At 39.5% G+C, this 25443-nt stretch carries 20 protein-coding genes and 1 tRNA gene; 19 read left to right on the top strand and 2 right to left on the bottom strand.

Annotation, left to right across the window (positions count from 1 at the left end):
• Positions 1–2: 2 nt before the first annotated feature.
• The 18 genes from ABV001_RS01820 (at position 3) to ABV001_RS01735 (ending at position 20819) form a co-directional block, all read left to right on the top strand.
• On the top strand, positions 3–2372 hold the full coding sequence (locus tag ABV001_RS01820; RefSeq protein WP_352421234.1) for an exopolysaccharide transport family protein: 2370 nt from the start codon (positions 3–5) through the stop codon (positions 2370–2372).
• Positions 2373–2430: 58 nt separating this feature from the next.
• Entirely contained in the window at positions 2431–2850 is a 420-nt protein-coding gene (locus ABV001_RS01815; RefSeq protein ID WP_352421233.1) for a sugar 3,4-ketoisomerase, read from the top strand.
• Positions 2847–3266 carry a sugar 3,4-ketoisomerase gene (locus ABV001_RS01810; RefSeq protein ID WP_352421232.1) on the top strand — a complete coding sequence of 140 codons (420 nt, stop codon included), beginning with the start codon at positions 2847–2849 and terminating at the stop codon, positions 3264–3266. Before ABV001_RS01815 ends, ABV001_RS01810 begins: the two co-directional genes overlap by 4 nt.
• A complete protein-coding gene (locus tag ABV001_RS01805; protein ID WP_352421231.1) occupies positions 3263–4363 on the top strand; it encodes a DegT/DnrJ/EryC1/StrS family aminotransferase in 1101 nt (366 codons plus the stop codon). Before ABV001_RS01810 ends, ABV001_RS01805 begins: the two co-directional genes overlap by 4 nt.
• A gap of 19 nt (positions 4364–4382) precedes the next feature.
• Complete coding sequence (locus ABV001_RS01800; RefSeq protein ID WP_352421230.1) at positions 4383–5873, top strand: O-antigen translocase; 1491 nt, start codon at positions 4383–4385, stop codon at positions 5871–5873.
• A 6-nt stretch (positions 5874–5879) separates the two neighbouring features.
• Positions 5880–6797 carry a glycosyltransferase gene (locus ABV001_RS01795; RefSeq protein WP_352421229.1) on the top strand — a complete coding sequence of 306 codons (918 nt, stop codon included), beginning with the start codon at positions 5880–5882 and terminating at the stop codon, positions 6795–6797.
• Positions 6798–6871: 74 nt separating this feature from the next.
• Complete coding sequence (locus tag ABV001_RS01790) at positions 6872–8236, top strand: hypothetical protein (protein ID WP_352421228.1); 1365 nt, start codon at positions 6872–6874, stop codon at positions 8234–8236.
• Positions 8184–9050 (top strand): glycosyltransferase family 2 protein, encoded by an 867-nt coding sequence (locus ABV001_RS01785; RefSeq protein ID WP_352421227.1) that lies wholly within the window; start codon positions 8184–8186, stop codon positions 9048–9050. Before ABV001_RS01790 ends, ABV001_RS01785 begins: the two co-directional genes overlap by 53 nt.
• Before the next feature lie 30 nt (positions 9051–9080).
• The gene (locus ABV001_RS01780) at positions 9081–10214 is read left to right on the top strand and encodes a glycosyltransferase (RefSeq protein WP_352421226.1); all 1134 of its coding nucleotides are present in this window, start codon (positions 9081–9083) and stop codon (positions 10212–10214) included.
• 194 nt (positions 10215–10408) lie between these two features.
• Entirely contained in the window at positions 10409–11350 is a 942-nt protein-coding gene (locus tag ABV001_RS01775; RefSeq protein WP_352421225.1) for a glycosyltransferase family 4 protein, read from the top strand.
• Positions 11351–11356: 6 nt separating this feature from the next.
• Positions 11357–12280: a hypothetical protein gene (locus tag ABV001_RS01770; RefSeq protein ID WP_352421224.1), complete on the top strand. Its 924-nt coding sequence runs from the start codon at positions 11357–11359 to the stop codon at positions 12278–12280.
• A gap of 120 nt (positions 12281–12400) precedes the next feature.
• A complete protein-coding gene (locus ABV001_RS01765) occupies positions 12401–13789 on the top strand; it encodes an exopolysaccharide biosynthesis polyprenyl glycosylphosphotransferase (protein WP_352421223.1) in 1389 nt (462 codons plus the stop codon).
• Between the two features lie 42 nt (positions 13790–13831).
• On the top strand, positions 13832–14917 hold the full coding sequence (gene gmd, locus ABV001_RS01760; protein WP_352421222.1) for a GDP-mannose 4,6-dehydratase: 1086 nt from the start codon (positions 13832–13834) through the stop codon (positions 14915–14917).
• Positions 14910–15995, top strand: coding sequence for a GDP-L-fucose synthase family protein (locus ABV001_RS01755; RefSeq protein WP_352421221.1), 1086 nt, complete (start codon positions 14910–14912; stop codon positions 15993–15995). Before gmd ends, ABV001_RS01755 begins: the two co-directional genes overlap by 8 nt.
• A 14-nt stretch (positions 15996–16009) precedes the next feature.
• Entirely contained in the window at positions 16010–17302 is a 1293-nt protein-coding gene (locus ABV001_RS01750; RefSeq protein ID WP_352421220.1) for a DUF418 domain-containing protein, read from the top strand.
• Positions 17299–17769 (top strand): GNAT family N-acetyltransferase, encoded by a 471-nt coding sequence (locus tag ABV001_RS01745; protein ID WP_352421219.1) that lies wholly within the window; start codon positions 17299–17301, stop codon positions 17767–17769. Before ABV001_RS01750 ends, ABV001_RS01745 begins: the two co-directional genes overlap by 4 nt.
• A 90-nt stretch (positions 17770–17859) precedes the next feature.
• Entirely contained in the window at positions 17860–19683 is a 1824-nt protein-coding gene (locus tag ABV001_RS01740) for a hypothetical protein (protein ID WP_352421218.1), read from the top strand.
• 20 nt (positions 19684–19703) lie between these two features.
• Positions 19704–20819: a hypothetical protein gene (locus tag ABV001_RS01735; protein WP_352421217.1), complete on the top strand. Its 1116-nt coding sequence runs from the start codon at positions 19704–19706 to the stop codon at positions 20817–20819.
• A 25-nt stretch (positions 20820–20844) separates the two neighbouring features.
• Here the strand turns inward: ABV001_RS01735 and ABV001_RS01730 are convergent, their stop codons facing one another.
• Positions 20845–22062 carry a uracil-xanthine permease family protein gene (locus tag ABV001_RS01730; RefSeq protein WP_352421216.1) on the bottom strand — a complete coding sequence of 406 codons (1218 nt, stop codon included), beginning with the start codon at positions 22060–22062 and terminating at the stop codon, positions 20845–20847.
• 146 nt (positions 22063–22208) lie between these two features.
• Entirely contained in the window at positions 22209–24635 is a 2427-nt protein-coding gene (locus tag ABV001_RS01725) for an endonuclease MutS2 (RefSeq protein WP_352421282.1), read from the bottom strand.
• A gap of 274 nt (positions 24636–24909) precedes the next feature.
• Between ABV001_RS01725 and ABV001_RS01720 the strand changes: the two genes are divergently transcribed.
• A tRNA-Met gene (locus tag ABV001_RS01720) sits at positions 24910–24983 on the top strand.
• Positions 24984–25443: the final 460 nt, after the last annotated feature.

Genomic DNA, 25443 nt, shown 5'->3' with positions numbered 1-25443 from the left:
TGATGAATAAGAACTTGGGAGTGGAAGAAGAATATTTCATGTTGTCTGAAAAGAAGATTGATGTATGGTCTGTTCTGATGAAATATCTTTCTTACTGGAAATGGTTTGTAATATCTATCATTCTTTGTTTGGCCATTGCGGCAGCGTATCTCTATTTTGCCTTACCGAAATATGAAATAACCACTTCCATTCAGTTCAGGGATGACCAGAAAGGAGGAATCTCGGAATTGAATGTCTTTCGGGAAATGGGAGTAGTTACCCGAAAAAGTAATGTGGATAATGAGGTGGAGATACTAAAGAAGTCAATGGTCGCTGAGAGTGTCGTCAGGAAACTTCACCTATACGCTTCATACACAGAGATGGAATCTCTATTTGGGATAGACAAGGTTTGGACAGATGCTCCGAAGCGAAAGACTGCTATTTTATACGGAGATGAATTACCTGTCAGAATTCAGTTACCGGAAGATAGATTAAAGAGCTTATCAGAAACGATATCATTCACCCTTTTGGTGTATCCCGATGGAAATTATCTCTTTTCCGGAAAGATTGAAGGGGACAAGTATGAGGTAAAGGCTCTAGTAAACGACTCTATTGTGCAATTACCCTTTGGGGAGGTTCGGCTCTTTCATGGTAAGACCAAACCTTCTGAAAAGAGGTGGTTTAAAGTGAAAATACAACATCCGTTGAAGGTAGCAGATACATTTACAAATTCATTAGAAGTAAAGTTAACCTCAAAGACGTCTTCGATCGCCAAAATCACATTGAATGTCCCTAATATGAAAATGGGCAGGGAATTTCTGAAAGAATATATTGAAGCCTACAATGAGCAAGGGATCAATGATCAACTGGATTTAGCCGAAAAAACTTCGAAAATAATAGATAGCCATCTAGCCAACTTAAGCAATGAATTAAGCAATGTGGAAGATCTTGCACAGCAATTCAGGCAATCGCAGGGTTTGACAAACATTGCGTCTCAAGCTGATCTTTACAATTCGCAATTAGCAAGTGTGGGTCAAAAGAGAATGGACATCGAGTCGCAATATTCCATTGTGATGAGTTTGTTATCTTTTGTTCAACAGAAAAATGATCATAGTCAACTGATCCCCGCTAATTCCGGTGTGCAAAGTCCTATATTAAATTCCCAAATTACTGCCTATAATGATCTGGTATTGCAGCGGAACAGATTATCCCGGATTGCCTCGAGTAGCAATCAGTCAATGATTGACCTGAATAATCAGTTACAATCTACCTTCAGTTCAGTAGTATCCGGCTTACAAAACGAAAAAAACAACTTGGAGATTCAATTACGGGATATTAATGATGAATATTATCGAAACAATGCAAAGATTAGGGCTATACCACAACAAGAACGTGCTTTTTCCGATATAAAGCGACAACAAAATATCAAGGAAGATTTGTTTCTCTATCTTCTTCAAAAGAAAGAGGAGCGTTACATGAACATGACAGTGGTAGAACCCAGTTCTAAACTGGTAGACTATATCCGGGTGGCTGGCATCGTATCGCCCAATAAGAAATTTGTAGTGCTCATCTTTTTCCTACTGGGATTGATACTGCCTTTTATTGGGATTACCATTAAAGATCTTCTCAGATATCAGATAGATGACAAAGAGGATCTGGAGGAGATATCATCAATCCCTTTATTGGGCGAAATTCCTAAACTGTCACAAATAGAGTCTGTTGCTGTAAAAGAGAACGGTATCGACAATTTTAACGAAATGCTAAGGCTTTTGCGTGCCAATCTTCTTTTTGTCGTTAACAGCAAAGACAAAAAGGTAATCAACATATTATCAAGTATCAGTGGTGAAGGGAAATCGTTTGTATCCATTAATCTCGCTATGAGTCTGGCATTAATCGATAAGAAAGTCCTGTTGATAGAATTGGATATCAGAAAACCTAAATTAGCGAAAGAACTGGGGTTAGACAATAAACAGGGGATGACTCTCTATCTGTCAGGCTACATGGACAAACAGGAGTTGGTAAAACCATCGGGACTCCATCCTAATTTGTCCGTTATTACAGCCGGATCCATCCCTCCCAATCCCAATGAACTACTGGCAAAAACGGCTTTGGATGAATTGATCAGCGGGTTAAGAGAGGAATACGATTTTATAATAGTGGATACTGCACCTGTAGGAATGGTTTCAGATGCCTTTTTATTGGATAGGATTGCCGATATGAACCTATTTGTTACGTCCAGTGGTATCACACCGAAGAAGTATGTGGAGGATGCCGACAGGTATTTCCAGGAGGGTAAACTCAGGAGAATCTATTTTGTACTGAATTCAGTCAATTTTAACCGAACGAATTACCGATATGGGCCTGGAAAAAAATACGGTTACGGATATACATAATCTGTTACCGGGGTACACTCAAGGCATAATGTTTTAACATATTTAGAATCACAGTAAAATGGAAGTCAGAGAAGCAGAAATTATCCAAGCGGAAATCATACAACTTCCCAAGCACTTCGACAGAAGAGGTAATCTATCTGTTATCGAGGGAGGAAACCATATACCGTTTAAGATTGAACGTACCTACTGGGTCTATGATGTACCCGGCGGAGAGGTGAGGAATGGGCATGCCTATATGCACAACCAGGAATTTATTGTGGCTTTGTCAGGCAGTTTCGAAGTACTGTTAGATGATGGAAAATCAAAAAAGCTATTTTCCCTGAATCGTTCCTATTATGGGTTGTATGTCCCTCAGGGAGTATGGCGACAGATGCAGAATTTTTCTACAAATTCCGTTGCTTTGGTGCTGGCGTCCACAAACTACGATTTCTCGGATTACATTTATGACTATAACTACTTTAAAGAGATTGGAGTATGAATAATCTCACTATCTACGATTGCTCTATTATTGAAATAGAAAAGCATCAACACGAGAAAGGAAATATCAGCGTCATTGAGAACAGGAAATCAATCCCGTTTGATGTCAAACGCGTGTTTTATCTCTATGATATACCAGGAGGTGAGGATAGGGGAGCACATGCACATAAAGAGTGTCATCAATTCATGGTGGCGGTAAGTGGAGCTTTCGATATTGTGTTGGATGATGGTAAGTCTAAGAGGATAGTTACATTGAACCGCCCCTATTTTGGGCTGCACATTCCACCGGGCATCTGGGCTGGAGAAATAGGTTTTTCATCGGGAGCAGTATGTTTGGTATTGACCTCACATCCCTATGATGAGGGTGATTATATAAGAGATTACAATCAATTTTTTAGTTATAAAAAGGGAAAATGATAAAGTTTCTTGATATACAAAAAATAACCCTGCAGCATTCATCTGAAATTCATGAAGCCGTTGGCCGTGTAATTGATGCGGGATGGTATCTGTTAGGAGAAGAGGTGGAGCGGTTTGAGAAGAGCTATGCCGCTTATACAGGTACTGATTACTGTGTGGGTGTTGCCAATGGATTGGATGCCTTGCGGATCATACTAAGGGCATACATAGAGATGGGGGCGATGCAACCCGGAGACGAGATCATTGTTCCCGCCAATACCTATATTGCGTCCATTCTTGCTGTTTCCGACAATGGGCTGGTCCCGGTTTTGGTGGAACCAAATATCAACACCTACCAGATAGATGAGCAGAAGATTGAAGCAGTGATTACAGCAAGAACTAAAGGGATCATGATTGTCCATCTATATGGACAATGTGCATATACCGATAAAATTGGTAATATCTGTAAGCAATATGGGCTGAAACTGATAGAGGACAATGCACAGGCACATGGATGTAAATTCAATGGTATAATGACGGGGGCGCTAGGAGATGCTGCTGGTCATAGTTTTTATCCCGGTAAGAATCTGGGAGCTTTGGGAGATGGAGGAGCTGTTACCACAAATGATAGGGTGCTGTCTAACGTAGTGAGAACCCTTGCGAATTATGGATCGTCCGTAAAGTATAAATTCGATTATCAAGGATATAATAGTCGTTTGGATGAGTTACAAGCTGCCGTATTAAGTGTGAAATTGCCTTATTTGAATAATGAAACGGCCCGTAGAAGAGAAATAGCTGCCTCTTATTTGAAACATATTACGCATCCTGATATTATTTTGCCAATGATAACGGATTGGGATGCTTATGTGGCACATTTATTTGTGATTCGAACGAAGAAACGTGATGAGTTACAGTACTTCTTGCAGGAGAAAGGGGTGCAAACATTGATCCATTATCCGATTCCCCCTTACAAACAAGAAGCATACAGGGCTTGGAGCCATCTTTCGTTTCCGGTCACGGAAAAGATACATGCCGAGGTGTTAAGTCTCCCTATCAGTCCTGTAATTACAGATGAAGAAATAGAAACGATCGTAGAAACTGTCAATACTTTTCGTTGAAATTTTGAAATAAACAGAAATGAAAGAACAAAAAGATTCATACCTGCAAATAATGAAAGCGACCTCACTTTTTGGTGGGGTACAAGTTTTTCAGATATTGATCTCGGTGGTACGCTCCAAATTTGTAGCGATCCTATTGGGACCAGCCGGTATGGGTATTGTTGGATTACTTACCTCTACAACAGGTTTGGTAAGTGGACTTACCAATTTCGGTCTTGGTACGAGTGCCGTGAAAAATATATCTGAGGCCAATGCTACCGGAGATAAAGATCGTATTTCTACAGTTATCTCCGTTTTACGTCGTTTAGTATGGACCACAGGGCTATTAGGAGCCTTGTTGACATTACTCTTTTCTCCCTGGTTGAGTGAGTTTACTTTTGGAAATAGAGAGTATACACTCGCTTTTGTGTGGATATCCATTACTTTATTATTTAATCAATTAAATACCGGAGAAATGGTATTATTACAGGGGCTACGGCGTTTACAGCATTTAGCAAAAGCCAATGTGTATGGTAGTTTCATAGGACTGATTGTCACGATTCCCCTTTATTACAAATTTGGGGTTCGTGGAATTGTGCCTGTTATTATTATCACTGCATTTATTACACTGTTTTTTTCTTGGTATTTTGCGAGGAATATTAAAACCGAAAAAGTGACAATTTCCCGCTCTACTCTTGTAAGTGAGGGGAAAGGCATGATGATGATGGGTTTTATGATAAGCCTGAGCGGTCTGATAACCATGATTACGGCTTATTTGCTTCGTATTTTTATCAATCGCACAGGAGATGTGGCGGATGTAGGTTTCTATAATGCAGGATTTACTATTGTCAACACTTACGTGGGAATGATTTTCACTGCGATGAGTACCGATTATTATCCTCGACTCTCACTGATAGCTGCGGATAATGGGAAATGCAGGGAAAATATTAACCAGCAATCGGAAATAGCATTGCTTGTTCTTGCTCCTATCCTGATATTCTTTATGGTTTTCGTGAACTGGGCTGTGATGCTTTTATATTCTACCCGGTTTTTAGTAATCACGGGCATGGTTTATTGGGCTGTGATGGGCATTTTCTTTAAAGCTGTAAGTTGGGCTATCGCATTTGTGTTTTTGGCAAAAGGAGCAGGCAAGCTGTTCTTTTGGAATGAACTATCCGCAAGTATATATACCCTGATTTTTAATATCCTGGGGTATTATTGGGGGGGATTGACCGGACTGGGAATTTCTTTCTTATTATCCTATCTGGTTTATCTCATACAGGTATATATAATAGCAAAAATGAAATATAGTTTTTCTTTCAATTCTTCTTTCATACTTATTTTTTCTGTTCAGTTTCTGTTGGCAATACTTAGTTTTATCGTGGTAAATATCATAAACCGGCCTTATGCCTATTTGCCGGGGATATTACTTATTGCGGTTTCGGTGTGGTATGCATATAAGGAATTAGAGCGAAGAATAGGTGTAAAAGAGATTTTAAAAAATAATATACAGAAATTTATAAAAAAATGATTATTTATGACTCTAACAGACACTCCATTGGTCTCAGTGATCCTTGTTACTTATAATAGTGGTCGATATGTAATTGATGCGCTGGATAGCATTAAGGCTCAAACCTGGAAGAATATAGAATTGATCATAACCGATGACGCTTCTACAGATAATACCGTGCAGGTTTGTGCGGACTGGTTAGTGAAGAATAAGGATTGTTTTCCTTCGACAAAATTAATTACTGTAGCGCAAAATACAGGCATTTCTTCCAACTGCAATAGGGGACTACGGACAGTAAACGGAGAGTGGGTGAAAATAATAGCCGGTGATGATACACTCCTGAAGAATGCTATTGTTGATAATCTTATGTATGCAAAGCAGTTTCCTGATGCTTCGTTTATTATTTCAGATTTACAGGAAATAGATGAAAAAGGAGCATTGCTCAGCAATAACACAACCAATGAAGCTTTAATTTTTTTCTCCGGTTTACCATCGGTAAAAAAACAATTGAAAGACTATAGTCGCTGGCCGGCTTTTTTGAATACTCCTACTTTTTTCTATCGAAGGAGTGTGTTAGAAAAAATAAATTATTTCGATGAAGAGTTCAGGATCTATGAGGATACAACCACATTGATCAGGGTGTTACAGAACAATATTAAATTATATTATATGAGAACTCCCACCGTGGCATACAGAGTACATCAGAATGGTATTTCAAGAAATCCGTTGATGAATGAGATCAGGGAGAAAGAAAGCTTTCAGGTATTTCGAAAATATAGGAAACCCCATCTGAATCCATTCAACCCCATTGATTTATCTGTTCATTATGAAAGTTGGTTAAGATTTAAGTACAAAGGTTTTAATGGGCGAAAAGGAACTGCTCTTTTGAGTAAATTCAGCCTGTTTTACTGGTATTTAAAAGCAAATGGGATAAAATCATATTAGTAATAAAACAATAAAATTTCATTAAGGATACAGCAATATGTAACATATATATTTCAACATAATTGAATAGAAATATGAATAAAGTTAATGAAAATAAACGGATCGTCAGCCATGTAATTCCCATAAGTATTTTACTGATAGCTATTTATTCGGTATTACCTTATTTAAAAAAGGGAATACCGCTGGTTGACACTTTGAATAATACAACAGTATGGTGGAGTTTATCCTTTTTAATTTTACTGGTATTTTTTCTTTCGAGATTTTATTTCTTTGACAAAAGAAATGAGGATAATATGCTTATTATATGGCTTTATTTGCTATGGAATCTTATATGTGTCATAAGGGGAATGTTTGTTGCAGAAATTTACTGGGATTGGAAAGGTCTAATAAACAATGCAATGGCGTTGTTATTACCGATTGTTATTTTTTCTGCAACCAATAAGATGATTGTCCAATCTTTGTTCTCATTTTTTATAAAATATGCCTTACCCTTATTTATTGTATTTGCATTGATTATCAGAACCGATGCTTTTGGTTTTTATCTGATGCCGATAAGTATACTACTCCTGTTTTTCCCTGCCTTTTCTATGCGTCAGAGAATATTTCTACTACTTATATCTCTATTCGTCTTAGTTGTAGATTTAGGTGCACGAAGTAGCGTCATAAAATTTGGAGTGCCATTTCTGCTTCTTGCCATCTACTTCCTGAGAAATATAATTTCGGTAAAATGGATCGAAGGTGTTCGTCTTTCTCTATTTATTATTCCGGTACTGTTTTTTGTATTGGGGATCACCAATATATTTAACGTGTTTAAGATGGATGAATATTTCAATAGTGATTACAAAAATGTGGTAATGGATACCGAGGGAAATCTAATGGAAGAGAGCTTGGCGGCAGATACAAGGACATTTCTTTATGTTGAGGTATTGGAATCAGCGATAAATCATAATTACTGGTTGTTGGGAAGAACTCCTGCAAGGGGTAATGATTCTGATTATTTTGGTGGAGAAATGTTTGAAATGACAGGCAGGTATGAACGATTAGAAAATGAAATTGGGTTAGCCAATGTTTTTACCTGGACTGGTGTCGTGGGGATCATATTCTATTTTCTGATTTTTTTTCAGGCCTCCTATCTTGCCGTGAATAAGTCAAATAATATTTATATGAAAATTGTGGGCGTTTTCATTGCCTTTCGATGGCTTTATGCCTGGATTGAAGATGTGAATAATTTTTCTCTTAACTATTTTATGTTGATGGTTACATTGGGTATCTGTTTTTCTTATTCATTCAGAAAGATGACCAATAAGGAGGTACTCATTTGGGTAAGAGGCATATTCGATATAAGGTATATTCGATTACAGCAATATCTATTAAAACAGAATAAGTATGAAAACAAGGAATATCGCAGTATTGCTAACGTGCCACAACAGGAAAGCTAAAACAATTGCTTGTCTTTCCTCTTTGTTCCAGGCAAGTATCCCCTCTGAATATCTCCTCGATATTTATCTCACCAACGATGGATCAACAGATGGAACGGGTGATTCTATAAAAGTACTATTTCCACAGGTGCGGGTAATAGAAGGGGATGGTAGTCTATTCTGGGCAGGAGGGATGCGCCTGGCTTGGAAAACGGCAATTCAGAAAAAATCTTATGATGCCTATTTGTTGATTAATGACGATGTGGTATTATATCCCGATTTTTTTCAATATCTATTAGCAACAGAAACTTATTCACTTGAGGAGATTGGCAAGACCGGTATTTATTCAAGTGCGACTATAAACGAAGAAGATGATAAAATCACGTATGGTGGATCACGTATAAAAGACAACAAGTTATTGGTCAGGATCCAAATGATTGAACCAAAGGAACAACCGCAGAGGTGTGATATTACCAATGCCAATATATTATGGGTCAGTAAAGAGGTGGTAAATGAGATTGGAATATTCGATAATCGCTTCACTCATGGTACTGCAGATTATGATTATTCCTTACAGGCAAATAAAAAAGGATTTCCTGTTTTTCTTGCGCCGAAAGTGGGAGGTGTATGTGCAGACGATCATGGGAAAAACTGGAGAGATACCCGCTATTCTTTGAAAGAGAGGATCGCTTATTTGAAAAGTCCTAAGGGATTGGCCTATGATGAATATTTATATTATATCCGAAAACATTTTCCGATGTTCCTGCCCTACTCGTTTGTAATGTTGTGGACAAAGACATTCTTCCCTTTTATATGGAATCGTTTCAAAAATTAATTGAGCTGTTTTATGATGCAAATAAATAATATGAGTAAACAGAAAATGCTTATTTTTCACCCTGTATTGGCTCCATATAGGATCGACCAGTTTAATTCACTGAATGAATTGTATGATTTAGAGGTGGTATTTTTACGTGAACAGGTGAGCAATTTTTCTTATGATCAAGAGAATTTGAGAAAAGAGTGTCGATTTAAGATATCTTATCTTCTGAATGGCCCCCAATATAAAGAGCGTTTTTTTCGTTTCGGGATGTATCGTAAAATAAAACAGGTAAAACCGGATATTATTCTCGGATATGAGTATTCATTCACAACGCAATACTTGATTTTGCTAAAATCAGCAGGTTTGATCAGGCAAAAATTGGGGACCTTTATCGATGATAATCCCGCTATATGTGTCAATGTCCAGTCGAAAGCCCGTAGAATCGCAAGAGATTCCTCAATCAGGTATCTCAACTTTCTGGTGGTATTGTCAGAAGAGGTGGCTTCTTTTTATAGAAACACATTTATGCTCACAAATAGTCAGGTAATCGTATCTCCTATATTACAATTATCTGAACGTTTAAGAAAAAATAGAAACAAAATAGAATCACTCGCACATGTCAATATCCTTACTTATCATTTGAAAGGAAAAAGAGTGGTGTTATTTGTAGGACGATTTATTCCCGAAAAAGGATTGGCCCCGTTTATTGAAACTATTGCTCCGGTACTGTCAAACAGAGACGATGTCATACTTATATTGGTCGGTGAAGGAAGTGAAAAGGCGAAATTGTCAACGTTTGTAAGTGAAAATAATTTGGACGAGAAAGTTTTTTTTCCTGGAAAATTTGAGGCAGATGCCCTTTATGCATGGTATGCTTCTTCATCAGGATTTGTTTTGCCCAGTTTATTTGAACCATTTGGAGCTGTTGTCAACGAGGCTTTAATTTTTGGACTTAAGGTATTATGTTCACAATATGCAGGAGCTTCCAGCCTTATTCATCCAGGAAATGGAGTGATAGTTAATCCCTCGGATAACATAGATACAGAGGAGAAATTTCAGCAGTTTATAGATGAGTTGGAACCGGTAGTAGAAGATGTTTGTCTGGATAAAAGATGTCCATTAATTGAAGACTTTAGATCAAAATTCATAAAAGAATGGGGGAAACTGAGTCAGGATTAAAATTTATCAATACATAACAATATAATATGAAATCAACGCCTAAGGATATTCTTTTTATGCTACATCTACCTCCCCCGGTTCATGGTTCTGCCATTGTTGGGGAATTGGTGAAAGAGAGCAGACTCATCCACAATTCGTTTCGTGGAAGGTATATCAACCTGATCCTCTCGAATAAGGTGCATGAGAGTGGTAAAATGAGCCTGAAAAAAATGGGACGTGTGATAATGATCTGGTTTAATTTACTTGGAAAATTATTGCATCGTAAGCCGGATCTTTGTTATTATGCATTAACAACTACTGGTTCTGGATTTTATAAGGATGTAGTGTTGGTCGGACTGTTACAGATTTTTGGCGTAAAAACAGTGTATCATATTCATAATAAGGGTATAGAGCAGGAGAAAGAGAACAAGATAAATAATCTTCTTTATCGGTTTGTCTTTAAAAATAGATATGTAATCTTGCTTTCAAGGCATCTTTATTACGATATAGAGCCATATGTGCCGGAAGATCGTGTTTACTATTGTGCGAACGGTATTAAGGATTATCAGCCAAGTGCAGCATTGGTTACCTTACCGGAAAACAGGCCTTTCAGTATTCTCTTTTTGTCGAATCTTATGAAAGAAAAAGGAGTATTTGTCTTGTTGGAGGCTTGTTCTATCTTAAAGAATAAGGCTTATTCTTTTCAATGTGATTTTGTTGGAGGAGAGGGAGATATCAATGAAAAGCAATTCAATGCATACGTGGTGGAAAAAGGACTGATTGACCAGGTGAGATATCTTGGGAAGCGTTATGGACAACAGAAAGAGATTTCCTTTGAACAATCTGATGTTTTCGTGTTACCATCACAAAGAGATTGTTTTCCATTGGTGGTTTTAGAGGCCATGCAACATAGCCTTCCTGTGATTTCTACTTATGAAGGGGGAATCCCTGATATAGTGGATGTGGGGAATACAGGTCTTTTATTTCCTCCTAATGATGTGGATGCATTGGTGGAAAAGCTTGAGTTTTTACTTTCCAACCCGGCTCTGCGTAAACAGATGGGAGTGAATGGGAGAATAAAATATGAGAAGAACTATACACTTTCAATTTTTGAACAAAGATTGTTGCGTATATTACAGGAAGTTATTAATAAATAGAATCCAATGCTTGTAGAAGTATCAAAAAAAGAGTACAGAAGACGTTTTACTACCGATCCGCATATGTTTATATCGGAAGCATTTATCGATGTTGTAGAAAACAAATGCGACAGAGTAGTCAGGTTGATGAAAGAGGACGATTCTTCTATGGGATTGATCGCGGGAATAAAGGATGGTGTACTTAAGTCGCCTTTCTCGGCACCGTTCGGGGGATTCCATTATTCGCACGAATATCAGTTTTATTATACTATATCCAATTTTCTGACCGATCTTAAAGAGTATATACGGAGAGAAGGATTGAAGGGACTATCGATTACTTTGCCTCCCGATCTGTATCAAGCCAATATGAATGCAAAGCTGGTGAATGCATTTGTCAAACTGGGATTTACCATGGTTACACCGGATATCTGCAATTGGGTCGATCTGAAAAATTTTGATGGCAAATGGGCCAAGTATGTGGTGGAACAAAATTGTCGAAAAGCAGTGAAGCATGGTCTTACTTGGTCAATGGTGAATGATAGGGAATCAATGGAAGAAGGATACAAGGTGATTCTCCGGAACCGTGAGGAACAAGGTCGCAAAATACACATGACGTTGGACGACCTGTTGGCTATGAATTGGATTGTACCCGTAGATTTCTTCTGCGTGAAAAATACTGAAGATAATGTTTTAGGGGTTGGAGTCTTTTATCGGGGACATGAAAAGATTGTACAGGGTATCTTTATGGGTGATGATTTAGAAAAGAGAAACTTGGGCATTATGAATTTGATGTACAAGCATTGTTTTTACCATTATAAGAATATGGAGGTTGATTATATCGATTTAGGAACATCTAGTTTTGAGGGGGAACCGAATGTAGGTCTGATACGCTTCAAAGAGCTTCATAATTGTATCACTTCATTACGTTATACTTTTACCTGGGCTCCTTAAAGAGATGAGTTGATAAAAGTTTTGTTTAAAGTAAATCATTGAAAGAATAATTCTTTCCATTGATTGATTCTTGAAGTCTTTTTTTTAAAATTAAATTTCATTTTTTTATAATCACAGCATATGAATACAGAACATCCGGGCATAAGATTTGTCTATCTTCTTTTTGATCTATTGCTACTAAATATATCATTATATATGGTATATTACAATAGTCCCATGTTTGACTATGTGGATCTGCCGCAAAGGAACCTTTATATTCTACATGCCAATATCTCCGAACTACTGGCATATATCATCTACTCAAAACAAAATTACTATTTTACAAATAGTTATACCGAAAGAGTGAAAACATTCAGTATACGGTTTCTTATCCTTCTTCCGACACTCTTCCTTCTGGCAGAGTTTTTTCTGCCGAAAGGATATAATAAGGGTTTTCTGTTAGAATATACCGGTTTTTTCTATGTGCTGAAAGTCGTTGTTTTTTATTTTATTTACAAGCTTCAACAGTTTAGGTATGAAAAGGGATATGCACATCATCGTGTCGCTATTCTGGGAATGGGAAACTCTGATCTGGTATTGGGAAAAGTGCTCAATGATAACCCATCATTGGGATTTAAATTGGCTGGATATCTTTCGAATACAGGACTTCAATCGGATTTTGCGACATTGGGTAAATTGGATGAGTTACCATCCTTGTCGGAAAAATATAGATTGAATATGCTCTTTGTGACCGATCCTACTTATTTTACAAAAGAAAATACCCAGAAATTACTTCTCAAATGTAATGAAACCGGGGTACGGGTAAGATACATTCTTATGAAAGGATATTGGAATAACCTTAATTTGATAGGCAAGAAAAAAGAGTCGGCACGTTATTTTGAAATGTTCAATCCCCAGGAAATACCATTGGATAGTTTGACATTACGTACAGAAAAACGTATTTTTGATATTCTCTTCTCGGGTGTTGTCATCTTATGTATATTCAGTTGGCTGTTTCCCATTATAGCCCTTTTGATAAAAATAAATTCAAAAGGCCCTGTTTTTTTCAAGCAACAAAGAACAGGAATTAACAATAAAACTTTTTATTGCTATAAATTCAGGACAATGACTGTAAATAATGAGTCTGATAGTAAACAGGCTCAAGTAAACGATACAAGGATCACGACCATTGGTAGCTTTCTTCGAAAAACTAACATTGATGAATTCCCGCAATTCATCAATGTATTTCTAGGTAATATGTCGGTAGTGGGACCTCGCCCTCATATGTTAAAACATACCCAACAGTATTCAGAACTGATCAAGCACTACAAAGTCCGTCATTTCGTCAAACCCGGTATAACCGGTTGGGCACAGGTCAACGGATTCAGAGGGTTGACAGATGAACTTTGGAAAATGGAGAAAAGGGTAGAATATGACATGGGGTACTTGGAAAAATGGAATTTCTTCTGGGATATCAAGATTATTTTCCTGACACTGTTCGGCAATAAAGCGTATGAAAATGCAGGATAGAAAATGAAAGTGAATAATGAAAAATTTAAAATTTGGAATAATATGACAAAAGTAGCATTGATTTCAGGTATTACGGGACAGGATGGATCATTCCTGGCCGAATTGTTGATAGAAAAAGGGTATGAAGTGCACGGAATATTACGTCGTTCTTCTTCATTCAACACAGCACGTATAGAGCATCTCTATTTCGATGAATGGGTAAGGGATATGCATAGAGACAGGCTGGTTAAACTTCATTATGCGGATATGACAGATTCCAGCTCCCTGATCCGTATTATACAGACCACGCAGCCTGATGAAATTTATAATCTTGCGGCACAAAGCCATGTGAAAGTAAGTTTCGATGTTCCTGAATATACCGCTGAGACCGATGCAGTAGGTACACTTCGTCTGTTGGAGGCTGTCCGTATTCTCGGTCTGGAAAAGAAAACAAAAATATACCAGGCATCTACATCAGAACTCTACGGATTGGTACAGGAAATACCGCAAAAGGAGACAACTCCTTTCTATCCCCGCAGCCCGTATGGTGTGGCCAAATTATACGGATTCTGGATCACGAAAAACTATAGGGAGTCTTACAATATGTTTGCCGTGAATGGAATTCTTTTTAATCATGAGAGTGAACGTAGGGGAGAAACCTTTGTAACAAGGAAAATAACCATTGCCGTAGCCCGTATAGCACAAGGGATACAGGATAAGCTCTATCTCGGAAATCTAAATTCATTGAGGGATTGGGGTTATGCTAAAGATTATGTGGAATGTATGTGGTTGATGCTTCAACACGATACACCAGAAGATTTTGTGGTGGCTACAGGAGAGATGCATACCGTCCGTGAATTTTGTACTTATGCATTTGCAGAAGCCGGCATTACTCTCCGTTGGGAAGGCGAAGGGGTGGATGAAAAAGGAATTGACATCGCTACCGGAAAAGTGTTGATAGAAGTAGATCCCAAATATTTCCGCCCGGCTGAAGTGGAACTGCTTTTGGGAGATCCCACAAAAGCGAAAACTTTGTTGGGTTGGAATCCTCGTAAAACCTCGTTTGAAGAATTGGTCAGATTGATGGTCCGGCACGATATGAAATTTGTAAAAAAATTAAAAGTAAAGGATGCGATTGACAATGAATAAGGATAGTAAAATCTATATTGCCGGACACAATGGCCTGGTCGGTTCTGCCATCTGGAAAAATCTGCTTTCCAAAGGATATACCAATCTAGTTGGCTGCACTCATTCTGAGTTGGATTTAATGGATGGTGATGCCGTGAAAGATTTCTTCGACGAAGAGAGCCCGGAATATGTGATTTTGGCAGCAGCTTACGTAGGGGGAATTGTCGCCAATAATATATATCGGGCGGATTTCATCTATCGTAATCTCCAGATACAAAATAATGTGATAGGGGAGAGTTTCCGGCATAATGTCCGAAAACTGTTGTTCCTCGGAAGTAGTTGTATTTACCCCAAAGATGCACCACAACCGATAGCTGAAGAGATTCTGTTGACATCGCCGCTTGAATATACCAATGAGCCTTATGCGATCGCCAAGATCGCAGGACTCAAAATGTGCGAAAGTTTTAATATACAATATGGTACAAACTATATTGCGGTAATGCCCACGAATTTATATGGACCCAATGACAATTTCGATCTGGAGAAAAGTCATGTACTCCCAGCTTTGATTCGTAAGATGCATCTTGCCAAGTGTATGAAAGAAAATAATTGGAGTGGTATACAGAAAGATTTGAGGAAAAGATCCCTGGATGGGATAGATGGACAGAGTACGATTGACGATTTTATTTTTACACTAAATAAGATTGGGATATATTCAAATCATCTTGAGTTGTGGGGAACTGGTAAACCGATGAGAGAATTTCTCTGGAGCGAGGACATGGCCGATGCATGTGTCTTTATTATGGAGAATGTAAACTTCAGTGATCTGAGAGGCGACAAAGAAGATATTCGTAATTGCCATATCAATGTAGGAACAGGTAAGGAAATTAGTATAAGGGATTTGGCATATCTTACTGCTGAAATTGTAGGATATAGTGGGAGAATTAAATTTAATCCGATGAAGCCCGACGGAACAATGAGAAAATTAACTGACGTCTCTAAACTCAAGTCGTTGGGGTGGGAATATAAGGTAGAACTTGAAGAAGGTATACGTATGATGTATCAATGGTATCTTGCAGATCAGGAAGAAAATGAATAGATGATCCGAAGAATATGAATGAAGAAAGTAAAATAGGTCCGGTCTCCCTGGAAAGGATTACCGTTATCGATGCGCTAAGAGGATTTGCATTGCTGGGAGTACTTCTTATACATATGTTAGATCGGTTCGGATATTTTGATGGTAACATAACGGTGAACTCTCCCGTTCCTGAATTGGATAAGCTCATACAGTGGTTCTCCGGTATATTTATCAGGGGAAAATTTCTGAGTATCTTCTCTTTCCTTTTTGGCCTTAGTTTCTACATCCAGATGGAAAGAGCAGCCAAAAAAGGAATTGATTTTCGTGGGCGTTTCTTGTGGCGAATGTTACTGCTTTTTGTGATCGGCATGATTGGAACAAGTTTTACTTATGTGGATATACTTACAATTTATGCCGTTTTTGGAGTGATTCTGGTATTCCTGTACCCGTTGAGAAATTGGGCTTTGATACTCATTATATCCTTGTTGCTATTAGGAATTCCAAACCTGTTCATTATTGGTTTCGACAAAGTCACAACTGAACAATCAACCGAAGATATTCCTCTGTCTCTGATCGAACAATCTGATATGAAAGATGTCAATACTACGGAGGAACAATACGGTGGAATGAATGCTTTTGAATCCAAAACATTTCTGGAAACAGCCAAAGAAAATCTAACGGTTAAGACTTTTGATAAGCTAAAACATCAATTTGTATATAGTGGTAACGGATATTTGATCCTGTCATTGTTTATCATAGGATTTATGGTGGGTAGACTTCGCTTTTTTGAACAAGCACATATCAGAAAAAAAAGAAGTTTTATTTTGTTAGCACTGTTCCTCCTGATTTCACTTTTTGCTTTAATTATAATAAAGGTAATAAGTCCGGGAGAGGATATCGGTTTATTCAAATTAATGATAGAAGGAAAGGATGTTCCTCTTATCTATTTTGCGGTCTCTTTTTTCAGGAATCTCAACACCATTGGCATGGCAGGAGTATTGGTGGTGGGTTTTGTAATTCTTTACCAGATGGGAGGTGTCAGGAAATACCTTGATCTGCTTACTCCTTATGGCCGTATGGGGCTCACCAATTATGAGATGCAAAATATAATCGGAGCGATTCTTTTTTCAGCTTGGGGGGTTGGAGATTTCTTTGGGAATAAGGGTGTTACTGAACTATTTACCTTGGGTTTGATAATTTACGCACTACAGATTATAATTAGTAAATATTGGATGAAACGATTTTTGTTTGGTCCGTTTGAATGGATTTGGCGTTCGGGCACTTACTTGAAATTTCCACCATTTAAAAGAAAAAAGATGCAAATATGACACATAAAAAAAATAATCATGTTTCATTTAGGAAATATTCACAGGAAGTATTGGATAAGTCGTGGAAATGGTTGAATGATCCGGAAATAAAGGAACTAACCCTCACCCCTGATTTTGACAGAGAGTCCCAGCAAACATGGTTTCTAAGTCTACCCGATAAGAGTAATTATTATATACGTTCTGTATGGTGGAATGAAAAACCAATAGGTGCCTTTGGCATCAAAAATATCACCGATACTGACGGTGAAGTATGGTATTATATAGGTGTGAAAAAATATTGGGGTAAAGGGATAGGTTCACAAATGATGCAATATTTGATTGAATATGCCAGATCTCAAAAACTAAAATCTGTGTATGCTAAATTGCATAAAACAAATACCGGTTCTTATAAATTATGCGAGAAATTCGGTTATAAAGGAGAAAGAGAGATCTACAATACAATCATAATAATGAGACTTTTTTTATAAATTAATTTGACACTATCCAGAACCTCCAATGCAGAGGATCGTGGATAAATATCTATTAGCAACAATATAAACCATTTAAAGAATAAAATTATGGCAGATATAAATTTATGGCAAAGCATCTATCATGAAACGGCAGATGGTGACAATATTCCAAAACTATTAGGCATAAAGGAAATTCAGATTTTACATGCAAAGCTGGGATGGACGTACACCGTTGCTTCCGTAGGTATTAATCAAGAACAGGGGACAGCCAGGATATGGGACATTTCTGTTTTTAGAAAAGATAATGAAGAAACTGTAATTGAGGTATATAGGTTCGAATTTGAAACCAATCCATCAAACGGGTATATAAATCAATATAGAGGAATATCCTCGGGAGGGGAAATCATAAACATCGCCGTCAAATGGGAAGATATTGAAGAAGGGTCATATACAGAAATGTGGGCACCTCAATACCGATTAAAAGATTCTGTATTCCAGGAAAAGGGTATTCCCGGTTTTATCGCTACGAAGAAATCCGAAGATGATATAGATTATCTGATTGGATTAAACAGGTCTGTTTACCGGGATAATGGCGATGATAGTTTAGGTAGAAAAAGATTAATAAATTTAAGTGTAAGGGAATTATACCTTGATGGGGGAATACCGGAAACACCTATAGTATTCTCCGTATTTCAGAGTAATATTTCAGGAAAATGGGTTATCAAGCTATACCAGCAATCTCCGCTAGTCATGATTTCCTCTCTCCAACTTTTGGAAAAACCATCCAGCGGATTCAGGTTATACCCATTAAATGGTATTCGGAAAGGTTTTATTCTGTTAGATTGGGGCCTGTTCCCTGAAAACACGGACTTCAATAATATGACAGAAAATGAATATATACTATCCGATAACTGTTATATAGTAGATGCCAACCCATCTATTAAAGCCCATTTAGTTCCGAGGGATATAAACTTGTATAATCTGCTGAAACTTTCACGAAACACAATATCAGACCCACGATTCAGAAATATCGAATCGTGGTTGAATAACTCGGAGAATGCAGTGTTGAGTGGTGAAGCCACATTCGGGATAAAAGAGGAAAATATACAGGATGATGCCAATGTCGCTTTCTCTTACAGAACATCGCCAGGTTATGTTGCTCGTGTGTTTTTAAAGCTCAATAAAGAAGCATTTGTACAGTATAGTACAGGAGACTGGGTGAAATATGGTTGTTATGTGAGGGTAAAAAAACCAACAACCGGGAATTTGCCCGGAAGTTTAATATTTAGAATAGCTGACAGGTATATTGACGAGGGGCATATCGATAATATAAATCTACAAACTGTGGCATTGCCATTTGCAGAAGATTGGTTGTGGGTGGAGTATACAACCCAAATACAAACGGTTGCCTATCCAAAACACTTGGAAGTTCGATATGATATTGAGGGCGTAACCGACTTCTCTATCGAAAATACACTGGGCGTTGAAATGCGACAACCTATGATTGTGTTTTATAAAGATGGAGCGCAGATAACCGATGATACAGGCTTCCAGGATTCAGCTTCGGATTTATTGAAATCAGGAGAAATGTCGGATGCCATATTTAACAGTATATTTTCCTATATCTATAAGATTGCCAATTACAATAACGAGTTTCAATTCGATAAAGTGCAGGCAGGTGAAATCACATCGCATCTTCTTGAGTTGTTGCCTAATTACAATATACCCCAAGTTGGTACGTGCCTGAGTACGGATGTTGAGAACGCGGTATTCAGAGATGACCCTCCTGCATTGCTCGAGATCTTAAAAGGTTGGTCACCCTACTTATATATTGATGGAGTGAAGCGTGGATGCATTGTTTTATATGATGAAAACGATGCACCATTTATATTTGATAAAAATGGAAATAAAAGGTTGTTAAATTTAATATGATACATAATATGAAAAAAGAGATGTCAATATTTAATGAAAATGATATGTTCTGGTGTAGCGTTCCGGTTCCACCTATAAATAACCATAAAGATGGAATCTTTGATTTCCTGCCTGAGCAAATAGCTGATTATGGCCAGTCTCAAACTCATCCGTCGATAGTCTATATCCCGGGTGGGTGGAACGGACATGAATATTGGTTGGCGACAACTCCATACCCTAAATCAGTAGGAGTGTTTGAGAATGCGTGTATATATTACGGAGATGCAGACCTGGAGGGTAACCCTCCCAGGATATTTCATCCTATTAATGGGACAGCTAACGGAATATATACAAGGGTTCAGAATCCAATTACTCCCGTACCTGACAATGCAACGGTCAACAGCGATCCGGATCTGTTCTTTGATAATAACACATTATGGCTGATAAGCCGGGAAAATACCAATTCGTTCGCAACCTATTCACAGAAATCAATAGATGGACAAAGTTGGACGCCAAGAGGAGCGCGGTATACTGATTTTTTATGGAGAACAGGCGATGGAGTATTAACCGGCAAGCCTGAGTTTTTAAGCCCGGCATTACTCCGGGTGTCACCCAATAAATTGAGGGTATATTGCTTGTCGGGAAGTGCAGGAATATATCCGAGAAATTATATTACAAACACGGGAGTATGCTGGGGTATATGGATTATGGAAGGTACAATATTGGAGGGTTCAGGTGATTTTGTATACACAAAAAAGGCGACGTTAACAGGAAAACGGGATATAGAACCGTGGCATTTTGATGTTTTTCGCGATGATACAACTGGTTTTTATTACGCAATATGTTCCGGTAATAATTATAATTCTAACGGCGTTAACGGTGTTTATCTGGCAGAATCGACAGACGGGTTCACATTTAAAATGTTCTCAAAGCCGATAATTGATGCTGTGCAACAATACCGTCCAACTGCATTTATAGATTCCAATCGCAATTTTGTGCTATATTGGTGTTCTGAAGCCGGAGCACCTACCGATCCCGGCAAATATCCGAATGGCGCTGCGGATGTGCCTGTTGACGGTAGGGCTATTGGACTATCATATCGAAACTTTGACGATATGCTCTCCGAGTTGAAGTTCAATGTAGTTGGATGGGAGTAGCGATTGTAAGGATAAATTTAGAGCTTCACTCACCGGTCTCTCTATTTTTAATTTTCTCTTTCGTCTTTGGCAGGATCAGGTTTAAAATCACCCCTATAAGGGCTGACAGGCCGATCCCGGTCATGCTGATATTACCCACCTGCAACACGGCGCCGCCGATCCCTGTGGTGAGGATCAGTGATACGATGATCAGGTTGCGGGTGTTGCTCATGTCGGTTTTGTTCCGGATCATATTGTTTATTCCCGTGGCCGCGATCATACCGAAGAGAAGCAACATGATCCCTCCGAGTACGGAACCCGGTATCGATTTCAGAAAGGCACTTACTTTTGCCACTAACGAAAAGACAATACCGGTGACGGCAGCAATACGGATAACGGCGGGATCGGTCACTTTGGTGAGGATCATGGCGCCCGTCACCTCAGAATAGGTGGTCACCGGAGGCCCCCCGATAAATCCCGACATACAGCAGGCGATACCGTCACCCAGCATAGTACGGTGTAATCCCGGCTTTCTTACAAAATCCTTATCGGCTACCTGACTTACGGCATATACATCGCCTACATGCTCGATTATAGGTGCAATGGCTACCGGGATCATAAAGAGGATAGCTCCCCAGGAGAATTCCGGTTTTACAAATTCAGGTAATCCTATCCATGGCGCTGCGGCAATACCGGAAAAATCGATCTTCCCCATCAGCATCGCAGCTATATAGCCTACGATAATTCCACTGAAGATTGGAATCAGTTGTAATAACCCTTTGGCAAACATGCTTACGACTATGGCTGTTACCAGTGCTATGATGGCCAACAGCCAATCTTCCTGTGCCATATTCACACCTGTACCGGCCAGCGATAAGCCGATCAGCATAATCACAGGGCCAATGACTACCGGCGGGAAAAGATGTTCGATCACTCTTATCCCCTGCCATTTTACCAATGCGCTCATCAGGAAATAGACAAGACCGACGGCCACCAGACCGGAGAGCGTTCCCGCCAGACCATATAATTCTGTAGCCTTTATGATGGGCGCAATGAAAGCAAAACTACTGCCCAAAAAAATAGGGACCATGCCTTTCGTAACCAAATGAAAGATCAGTGTCCCCATACCTGCGGTAAACAGTGCTGTGGAAGGATCAAGTCCTACTAATAACGGAACCAGTACCGTGGCACCAAATGCCACAAAAAGGAATTGAACCCCGACGATGGTCTTATAAGCGGGGCTGAGTTGCTTGTTGTTCTCCATTGAATTGGGCGAAAATTAATTTTTCGCGCAAAGATAGTGAAAGCTGAGAGAAATCATGAGAGTTTACTCTCAAAAGATTTCCGAAGCGCATCCCACCTTGTTTAAAGATAAATAAAATTGAATATCGAAGGGGTTACCGGTTTGTTTTATCCCAAATCGACCACAGTGATGCCGGCACCTCCGAACTGCACATGTTCGTCCTGAAAACGAGCTACACCGTTCACACTTCCCAGATATTCCCTGATAACCTGCCGCAGTGCTCCCGTACCGGTACCGTGAAGGATCCGCACCCGCTGCACTCCCAACTGGATGGCGTCATCCACGAAATACATCACCGCCTGTAATGCTTCGTCGCCGCGCATGCCCCGTACATCGATATCCTGCTTGAAATTAAGTTTTCTCTCGTATAACAGGTCACGGGTGTTGGAGGATTTCGCCTCTTTTTTTATCTGATTGCCACTCACCCGTTCCAATTTAGTAAGGTCGACGGTGGATTTGATCATCCCGAAGGCGACGACCGCTTTCTTTCCGGAGACCTCCATGATCTCACCCGGTGAGTTTTGGCCTATCAATCGGACTGTATCGCCGGCTGCAAGCGGCTTGGCTTGCTTCGAGACGTCATCGTTGTTTACCTTATACCTGCGGTTCTGTATTTTTCGTTTATTTGTTTCTGCAATATCCGTCGGCTCTATCTTCTCTTTGAATTCCTGAAGTGACTTCCGGATTTGTTTTGTTTTTTCCTTATCTGCCCCGGCCTCACGGATCTCACGGATTGTATTTTCAATACGGGCATTGCTTTCCGCCAACAACCGTTCCGCCTGCTCCCGCGCCTGTGCCAGTATTTCTTTCTTCTGCTTATTGATAGCCTCCAGATCGGTCTCATACTTCGAAGTGATCTCTTCCAACCGTTTCCTCTCGCGGCGTATCTCATCCCGTTTCCGTTCCCAGTACCGCTTGTCACGCGATATATCCTGGAGGTATTTATCCATATCGATATAATCTTTACCTACGATCTCCGACGCATGGGTAATTACCTCTTCCGGAATACCGGTCTTACGGGCGATCTCCACGGCGAACGAACTGCCCGGATTACCAATAGCGAGGCGGAAGAGCGGCTGCATCTCATGGCGGTCGTAAAGCATGGCGCCGTTTACTACCCCTCTGTTCTCATTGGCGAAATGTTTCAGGTTCTGGTAGTGGGTGGTGATCACGCCGAACGACTGTCGCCGGTTGAACCTGTCGAGTAATGCTTCGGCAATGGCGGCTCCTATCCGGGGTTCGGTACCGCTCCCGAATTCATCGATCAACAACAGTGATTTGCTATTGCAATGTTTCTCGAAAAACTTCATGTGTATCAAATGAGAGCTGTAGGTAGAAAGATCATTTTCTATGGATTGCTCATCGCCAATATCGATAAAGATATCGTTGAAAACTCCCACTTTGGAGTTCTCTTTCAAAGGGATCAGCAATCCGCATTGTACCATGTATTGCAATAGTCCCACTGTTTTCAGGCAGACCGATTTTCCACCGGCGTTGGGGCCGGAGATCACCAGAATCCTGTTATCCCCTTCCAGGGTAATATCGAGCGGGACGATCTTCCGGTTCTGTTTCTTTAAGGCCAAGTAAAGTAACGGATGCACCGCTTCCACCCAATCGATTTGCGGAGTGTTGTCGATGGGAGGCTTGATTCCTCCTACCAGCGTGGCGAAAGCCGCCTTTGCCTGGATAAAATCGATCTTTGCCAGAAATTCGTATGATTCCAGCAGGTCAGACAGGAATGGCCGTAGCCAATTAGTGAAATCGGCCAGTATTCTGATGATCTCCCGCCGTTCATCTGCTTCCAGCTCACGGATACGGTTATTGGCTTCCACCACTTCCGACGGCTCAATAAAGACTGTTTTACCCGAAGCCGACTCATCGTGTACGATCCCTTTGATCTTCCGTTTGTGGGAAGGGTTTACCGGAATCACCAGCCGTCCGTCGCGCATACTCGGCGATACATCCTTATCCACATACCCTTCGGCCTGTGCTTTTCGTAGGATGGCATTCAGGCTTCTGGAGATGCCGTTCACAGTGGAAGTAAGTTCGCGACGTATTTCCGACAAGCGTGGTGACGCATGGTCTTTTACCTGCCCGAAACCATCCAGTATGCCGTCTATCCTTTTGGTGATTTCCGGAAAGGTCAACACTTCTCCCGCCAATGCCAGCAGATACGGATATTTGGGCGTTTTCTCTTCATCGCGCCGTAGGAATGCCACTACTCCGTTGATAGTCTGCAGTGAGCGTCGCAGTTCAAATAACGCGTTCTGGTCTATCCATGACCCTTCTATGCGAATACGTCTCAGTACAGGGCGCATATCATAAAAATGATCGGCGGGGAATGAGTCCTCTTCCTCCCTGATGCGAACAAACTCCTCGGTGTGAAAAAGAAGAGGTTCTATTTCATCATAGGAAGTCAGGAAACCCATCTCCTCCACTTTTTCCCTTCCGAGAGGGCTCAGGCATCGTTCCGAAAGAAGTTGGCGTACTTTCTGAAATTCTATTTTCTGTTCGAAGTTATCGGGATAGATCATATCGATCATTATTATCTGTCAGTTTGTAAAGAATAAAGAATAAAGAATAAAGAGTAAAGAACCAAGATTCAAGAATCAAGATTCAAGACATTTGGTCTACAAAATTACAATTTTAAACCGATTTTTACCACTTTGCTGTTGCAGGATTCAAAAAGTTATACTACTTTTGCACCTCGAATTACAGAGGTAATTTCCCCATTTTGAGAACAGATCAATGATATTATCTGGTGATATGATCTGTTTTTAGTGGGAAATCTCAAGATAAAGGCTTGATGGCGAGATAGCTCAGTTGGTTAGAGCGCATGATTCATAATCATGAGGTCGGGGGATCATGCCCCCCTCTCGCTACAACACGTATCAGCAGTATATTTCAGGTAGTTGAGAGTAATTTCAACTACCTTTTTTTATTCCCAAAAACGTGTTTTGTACATGATATTTGACCCGAAATATGCTATATTTGCACTAAAAAATTACAAATAAATTACAAACATGGCAACACTTGAAGCGTGTATCAGAAAGGAATAAAGGATGGGTTCGCTCCTGTTTATATCAGGATTTCACAGAAATCAAAAACAGCATATATAAAAACACATTTGAATATTGAGAAAAGAGGTGTTGATGGTAATAATGGAAAATCCATAGCGCAGTGACCCCGTTCGCCAGTCGCCGTTGACCCTCTTGACCATTTTATCATTGACCCTTTCCGCCAAAATAAAAATGCCCCTGTCAGGTTTAATACTTGACAGGGGTTTTTATGTAATTTCGGTTTTCGTCTTGGCCGACGGTATAAAACTGATAATAGAATGAC

The sequence above is a fragment of the Proteiniphilum sp. genome (assembly GCF_040307845.1).
Taxonomy (GTDB): Bacteria; Bacteroidota; Bacteroidia; order Bacteroidales; family Dysgonomonadaceae; genus Proteiniphilum.
Note: the sequence above shows the minus strand (reverse complement) of the source record. Positions and strands in the feature narration are given on the sequence as shown.

Coding starts and splice junctions, on each gene's coding strand:
- ABV001_RS01820 (WP_352421234.1), top strand. CDS start 3: ATGAATAAGAACTTGGGAGTGGAAGAAGAATATTTCATGTTGTCTGAA.
- ABV001_RS01815 (WP_352421233.1), top strand. CDS start 2,431: ATGGAAGTCAGAGAAGCAGAAATTATCCAAGCGGAAATCATACAACTT.
- ABV001_RS01810 (WP_352421232.1), top strand. CDS start 2,847: ATGAATAATCTCACTATCTACGATTGCTCTATTATTGAAATAGAAAAG.
- ABV001_RS01805 (WP_352421231.1), top strand. CDS start 3,263: ATGATAAAGTTTCTTGATATACAAAAAATAACCCTGCAGCATTCATCT.
- ABV001_RS01800 (WP_352421230.1), top strand. CDS start 4,383: ATGAAAGAACAAAAAGATTCATACCTGCAAATAATGAAAGCGACCTCA.
- ABV001_RS01795 (WP_352421229.1), top strand. CDS start 5,880: ATGACTCTAACAGACACTCCATTGGTCTCAGTGATCCTTGTTACTTAT.
- ABV001_RS01790 (WP_352421228.1), top strand. CDS start 6,872: ATGAATAAAGTTAATGAAAATAAACGGATCGTCAGCCATGTAATTCCC.
- ABV001_RS01785 (WP_352421227.1), top strand. CDS start 8,184: ATGAAAACAAGGAATATCGCAGTATTGCTAACGTGCCACAACAGGAAA.
- ABV001_RS01780 (WP_352421226.1), top strand. CDS start 9,081: ATGAGTAAACAGAAAATGCTTATTTTTCACCCTGTATTGGCTCCATAT.
- ABV001_RS01775 (WP_352421225.1), top strand. CDS start 10,409: ATGAGCCTGAAAAAAATGGGACGTGTGATAATGATCTGGTTTAATTTA.
- ABV001_RS01770 (WP_352421224.1), top strand. CDS start 11,357: ATGCTTGTAGAAGTATCAAAAAAAGAGTACAGAAGACGTTTTACTACC.
- ABV001_RS01765 (WP_352421223.1), top strand. CDS start 12,401: ATGAATACAGAACATCCGGGCATAAGATTTGTCTATCTTCTTTTTGAT.
- gmd (WP_352421222.1), top strand. CDS start 13,832: ATGACAAAAGTAGCATTGATTTCAGGTATTACGGGACAGGATGGATCA.
- ABV001_RS01755 (WP_352421221.1), top strand. CDS start 14,910: ATGAATAAGGATAGTAAAATCTATATTGCCGGACACAATGGCCTGGTC.
- ABV001_RS01750 (WP_352421220.1), top strand. CDS start 16,010: ATGAATGAAGAAAGTAAAATAGGTCCGGTCTCCCTGGAAAGGATTACC.
- ABV001_RS01745 (WP_352421219.1), top strand. CDS start 17,299: ATGACACATAAAAAAAATAATCATGTTTCATTTAGGAAATATTCACAG.
- ABV001_RS01740 (WP_352421218.1), top strand. CDS start 17,860: ATGGCAGATATAAATTTATGGCAAAGCATCTATCATGAAACGGCAGAT.
- ABV001_RS01735 (WP_352421217.1), top strand. CDS start 19,704: ATGTCAATATTTAATGAAAATGATATGTTCTGGTGTAGCGTTCCGGTT.
- ABV001_RS01730 (WP_352421216.1), bottom strand. CDS start 22,062: ATGGAGAACAACAAGCAACTCAGCCCCGCTTATAAGACCATCGTCGGG.
- ABV001_RS01725 (WP_352421282.1), bottom strand. CDS start 24,635: ATGATCTATCCCGATAACTTCGAACAGAAAATAGAATTTCAGAAAGTA.